The following is a 4,200-nucleotide window of genomic DNA, read 5'->3' as shown; positions in this document are numbered from 1 at the left end:
TCATTGCGAAATAGTGAAAACTATTGAAGCAATCTATAAAGTGTGGATTGCTTCGTTTCACTCGCAATGACAATAAAAAGGCTAAAGTAAAGGTTGACAATGTTTGATTAAAGTTGAATCTTTCTTAAAATTTTTCACTATAATTCGGCGTCTTTCGTGTGTTGCGAACGAGAGGCGCTGTTTTTTAATTAAAAATAAAAAAGGCATATATAAAATATATACGCCTTATTTTATTAAAAATTTTATTTATAAAATTTAAATTCTACTCTTTATAAGAATAAACGAATTTATGCATAGCCAAAGCGTCATAATAAACATCTCTTAATTTTGGATTTACGAGCAAAGGCTCGGTATAAAAATAAATCGGAACTATAGCGAAACTGTTTACAAGCAATTCTTCCGCTTTATGCATAGCCTCCATTCTCACTTTTTGATTTCCCGTAGTCAATGCCGTTTGAATATAAGCGTCATATTGAGCGTTGCTGTAAGAACTATAATTATTTGGGGAATAACTCGTATATAAAGATAAGAAATTTATTGGGTCGTTAAAATCTCCAAACCATCCGCCTCTTGCCATAGTAAGATTTTTATCGTATCTAGTTTGCAAGAATACAGCCCATTCTTCTTGAACTATTTTTGTGTCTATTCCCAAATTTTCTTTCCACATTTGTTGAACGGCTTCGAATATCGCTATATGAAAACCAGGGTCGGCTTTGAATTCAAAAACGGGAAAACCTTTTCCATCGGGATAGCCCGCTTCCGCCATTAATCTTTTAGCTTCTTCAATATTATTCTGATAATTTTCTGGGCTTATATCGAAAAATCCTCCCCCGATTTCTCTAAAACTTTCTTTAACATCGGCGTCTCTTATTCCAAAAGGAACGAAAGCGTTGGCGGGAGTTTCCCCTCCTTTCATTACCTGTTCGACTATATAATTTCTGTCTATAGCCAAAGCGAGCGCCTTGCGGACTCTTACATCTCTCAATACTTCGTTTGTAACATTAAAACAATAAAAATAAGATGCAAGCATAGGTTTTATTTGCAATAATCCTTCTTCTTTTAAATTCGGTATATCTTGAGTCGGAACTACTCGAGCAAAATCTATAGAACCGTCTTTGATTCCCGCAACCGAAGAATTTTCATTTTGCATTAAAATAAATCTTAACTCTTCGGCTACAACGAAATCGACATTCCAATAATTTGTATTTTTAATCATTATAATACTTTCATCCTGATTTATTTCTGTGGTTACAAAAGGTCCGTTTCCTATATAAGTTTGAGGATTTAAACTCCAATTATCTCCGTATTCTTCTATAATATCTCTTCTAACGGGATAAAAAGTAGGGAACGCGACCAAATCCAAAAAGTAAGCAGTTGGAGCTTCCAAAACTACTTCCAAAGTATAATCGTCTATAGCGTTTATTCCCAAACTTTCAACGGGCAATTTTCCAGCGGTAATATCTTTCGCATTTTTTACGGGTTCATGTTGAAAACTATATTGACTTCCAACCAAAGGGTCCACGACTCTTCTCCAAGTATAAACGAAATCTTCCGCCAAAACGGGTTTGCCATCGCTCCATTTCGCGTTTGTTCTTAAATGGAATATATATCTTGCGCCATCGTCAAACTCTTCCCAACTTTCCGCAACTCCGCCGACTATATTTCCGTTTTTATCTTTTGTAGTCAAACCTTCGAATGCATGAATAACATAATAGCATCCGTCCAAAGCGGTATTCAAACTCGGGTCTATAGTTTTTGGCTGAGGTCCCGCGTTAATCGTTATAACTTTATTATTCGCCGCGTTTTCTCCGCATGAGATAAAGCATAAAATAAACGCAACAGAAAAAATGATTGATAAAATTGTTTTCTTCATTTTGAAATCCTTTTAATTTGAAATTTTAATTGGATATATTATATAGGTTTAATAATGTATGTCAATATATTAAACAATCGCAAATTAAAGTTTGTAAATATAATTTTTTAACTCAAAAAATCTTATTATAAAAATGACAATAAGGAATTGAGCCTTTTTTGAAATAATAATCTTGATGATAATCTTCCGCTTCGTAAAAATTTTTATATTCTCTTAAAGTTGTGGCGACATCGTAGCCTTTTTCTTTCAAAATATTTATATACTTTTCTGCTACCGATTTTTCCTCTTCATTTTGATAAAAAATTGCGGATAAATATTGAGAGCCAATATCGGGTCCTTGCCCATTTTTTTGAGTAAAATTGTGAGTTTCAAAAAATAATCTAACCAAATCTTCGTAAGTAGTTTTATCGGCATCGTATCCGACTTTTACCGTTTCCAAATGTCCCGTCAGTCCCGTGCAAACTTCCATATATGTAGGGTTTGCTTTATGTCCGCCAGAATATCCGCTAACCGCTTCGAATACTCCGTCCGCTTGCTCGAACCAATATTCCGTCCCCCAGAAACAGCCCGAAGCAAAGTAGCAGTATTTTGCATTTTTAGGTATATCGTTCATTTTCTTTTCCTTAATGTAATAATTATTGCTATATGCAAAAAGTAAAATAATAATCGCCGTCAAAAAAATTAATAATTTCTTCATAAATAAAATTCTAACTCAAAACAACTCTCTCGTTTTCTTTAACCGATTCCAGCACAATGCAATTCGCTCCTATTATAGCGTTCGAGCCTATTACCGTAGTTCCGCCGAAAATAGAAGCGTTGGCGTAAATCGTAACATTATCGCAAACCGTTGGATGTCTTTTTTCGTTTTCCAATCCTCTTCCGTTTTTTAGAGACAAAGCCCCTAAAGTGACGCCTTGATATATTTTTACATGATGTCCGATAATAGTCGTTTCGCCGATTACTATTCCCGTTCCATGGTCGATAAAAAAATATTCCCCTATTTTCGCTCCAGGGTGAATATCTATTCCCGTTTTTGAATGAGCGTATTCAGATATTATTCTCGCCGTCAAATATTCTTTTTGATTATAAAATATATGAGATACTCTATAATGAAATATCGCCCTAAAACCTGGGTAAGTTAAAATAATTTCTTCGTAAGATTTGCAAGCTGGGTCCGAGTCGAAAAAGAATTCTAAATCCTTTTTTAAGATAATTTTAATTTCGTCCAACCGTTTTATAAAATATTCCAAATTGGAATTTTTAGAAACTATTTTTAAATAAAGTTTTGATATATTTCTTTTAACATTATTAATCTTCCCCGACTTCCTAAAAAAATCGGGGAAAATATAATCTCTAATAAACTTTACGATATCTTTAATATCTTTTTTATTAGGTAATTCTTTAAAAGTTTTTAATCTCATAAAATCAAAACAAAAAATATAAAAATTAACTCCAAGTATATCTTTCGCCCGTATCTGGCAAAATGGAAAGTATTTTTATATCTTTATTAACTTCTATTTTCTTGCTTAATTCAATCGCTCCGTAAACGCTCGCTCCAGAAGATATTCCGACAAGCAAACCTTCCGTTAGGCAAATATCTTTCGCGGTATTTATGGCGTTATCGTCAGAAACATCTATTATCTCGCTTATAACTTTTTGGTCTAAAATTTCGGGAATAAAATTCGCTCCTATTCCTTGAATTTTATGAGGAGACGCTTTTCCTTTCGTGAGCAAAGGAGAAGATTCTGGCTCTACTCCGACTACTTTTGCCTGTTTGTTATTGTCCAAAATATATTTGCCGATTCCAGTCGCGGTTCCTCCCGTTCCTATTCCAGCGACTATATAATCAATATCGGGAATATCTTTAAATATTTCGGGAGCGGTATAATTATAATGAGACTTAACATTCGATTGATTTACGAACTGCCCAGGAATAACCGAATCTTTTATCTCTTTATTTAATTGATTCGCTCTTTCAACCGCAACGCTCATTCCTCCGTCAACAAGTTCGAGTTTAGCGCCGTAATCTTTTATAAGCTTTCTTCTCTCTTGCGACATAGAAGACGGCATAACTATTATTACATTAAGTTTTAAATAAGAGCCTATAGCCGCCATCGCGATTCCCGTGTTTCCAGAAGTCGGCTCGATTATCGTAGAACCTTCTTTCAATTTGCCGCTTTCAAATAAATCGAGTAGCATTTGTTTAACGGGTCTGTCTTTAACCGAACCTATCGGATTGTTTTTTTCCACTTTTCCAAAAAGTTTAATTCTCTCGTTTAGATTAAACTTTTTCTCTATTTTTTCGAGTCGGACAATGGGAGTATTTC

Annotated in this window: 4 protein-coding genes; all 4 read right to left on the bottom strand. The window is 34.2% G+C overall.

Translation table 11 applies throughout. The features are described from left to right. Window positions 1-262 precede the first annotated feature (262 nt). Window positions 263-1,873 (bottom strand): peptide ABC transporter substrate-binding protein, encoded by a 1,611-nt coding sequence (locus EZH24_RS07970; protein ID WP_137998593.1) that lies wholly within the window; start codon window positions 1,871-1,873, stop codon window positions 263-265. Between the two features lie 112 nt (window positions 1,874-1,985). Next, window positions 1,986-2,486, bottom strand: a complete 501-nt coding sequence (gene msrA / locus EZH24_RS07965) for a peptide-methionine (S)-S-oxide reductase MsrA (RefSeq protein WP_236847118.1) — start codon at window positions 2,484-2,486, stop codon at window positions 1,986-1,988. A gap of 94 nt (window positions 2,487-2,580) precedes the next feature. Beyond that, window positions 2,581-3,294: a serine O-acetyltransferase EpsC gene (gene epsC / locus EZH24_RS07960; protein ID WP_137998589.1), complete on the bottom strand. Its 714-nt coding sequence runs from the start codon at window positions 3,292-3,294 to the stop codon at window positions 2,581-2,583. A gap of 25 nt (window positions 3,295-3,319) precedes the next feature. Further along, a partial coding sequence (locus EZH24_RS07955; RefSeq protein ID WP_137998588.1) for a PLP-dependent cysteine synthase family protein occupies window positions 3,320-4,200 on the bottom strand: 881 nt, incomplete at its 5' end.

The organism is Brachyspira catarrhinii (genome assembly GCF_005518285.1).
Lineage (GTDB): Bacteria > Spirochaetota > Brachyspiria > Brachyspirales > Brachyspiraceae > Brachyspira > Brachyspira catarrhinii.
This window is presented reverse-complemented; position numbering and strand designations above follow the sequence as displayed.

Excerpts from the sequence above, each read along its gene's own strand:
- EZH24_RS07970 (WP_137998593.1), bottom strand. The coding sequence starts at position 1,873 with ATGAAGAAAACAATTTTATCAATCATTTTTTCTGTTGCGTTTATTTTA.
- msrA (WP_236847118.1), bottom strand. The coding sequence starts at position 2,486 with ATGAACGATATACCTAAAAATGCAAAATACTGCTACTTTGCTTCGGGC.
- epsC (WP_137998589.1), bottom strand. The coding sequence starts at position 3,294 with ATGAGATTAAAAACTTTTAAAGAATTACCTAATAAAAAAGATATTAAA.